This window comes from Allobacillus halotolerans (assembly GCF_018967645.1).
GTDB classification, from domain to species: domain Bacteria; phylum Bacillota; class Bacilli; order Bacillales; family Alkalibacillaceae; genus Allobacillus; species Allobacillus halotolerans.
Genome location: NZ_JAHLZF010000082.1, coordinates 1 through 665, shown reverse-complemented (window position 1 = coordinate 665; position 665 = coordinate 1). Strand labels below are relative to the sequence as shown.

The 665-nt window shown below is 48.4% G+C and carries 2 tRNA genes and 1 rRNA gene; all 3 read left to right on the top strand.

The features are described 5' to 3' along the window. Window positions 1-174: ribosomal RNA gene (locus tag KQ486_RS14200) — 16S ribosomal RNA — on the top strand; the annotation flags it as partial. A 187-nt stretch (window positions 175-361) separates the two neighbouring features. Continuing rightward, a tRNA-Ile gene (locus KQ486_RS14195) sits at window positions 362-438 on the top strand. 5 nt (window positions 439-443) lie between these two features. After that, window positions 444-519 (top strand) — tRNA-Ala (locus tag KQ486_RS14190). Window positions 520-665: the final 146 nt, after the last annotated feature.

Below are 665 nucleotides of genomic sequence, written 5' to 3'. Positions count from 1 at the left end.
TGAATACGTTCCCGGGCCTTGTACACACCGCCCGTCACACCACGAGAGTTGGCAACACCCGAAGTCGGTGGGGTAACACAATACGTGAGCCAGCCGCCGAAGGTGGGGCCAATGATTGGGGTGAAGTCGTAACAAGGTAGCCGTATCGGAAGGTGCGGCTGGATCACCTCCTTTCTAAGGATAAGTAAGAGTGGAGCCAGCTTACTGATTTGCTGAAATATTCTGGAGTCGTAGCGAGCATATTTCTATGCCGATAAGAGATTCGGAGTATGGAAAGTCAAGTCAGTAGGACGGAAACAGATTCCACAAATGACATTAGTGCTATTTTGTTTAGTTTTGAAGGATTGAAATGCCTTCGGATGGGCCTGTAGCTCAGTTGGTCAGAGCGCACGCCTGATAAGCGTGAGGTCGGTGGTTCAAGTCCACTCAGGCCCACCATCTAAGGGGCCTTAGCTCAGCTGGGAGAGCGCCTGCTTTGCACGCAGGAGGTCAGCGGTTCGATCCCGCTAGGCTCCACCATATACAACAGTTTTATTGTGTAGATTTCTGCCACATGTGGTGGAAATTTATCTATCTAAAGCTGATAAACATGTACCTTGAAAACTAGATAAGAAGCAAGCATCGAAACGAAAAGATTTAGGCGTCTTTTCACGCAAGTAAGTTAA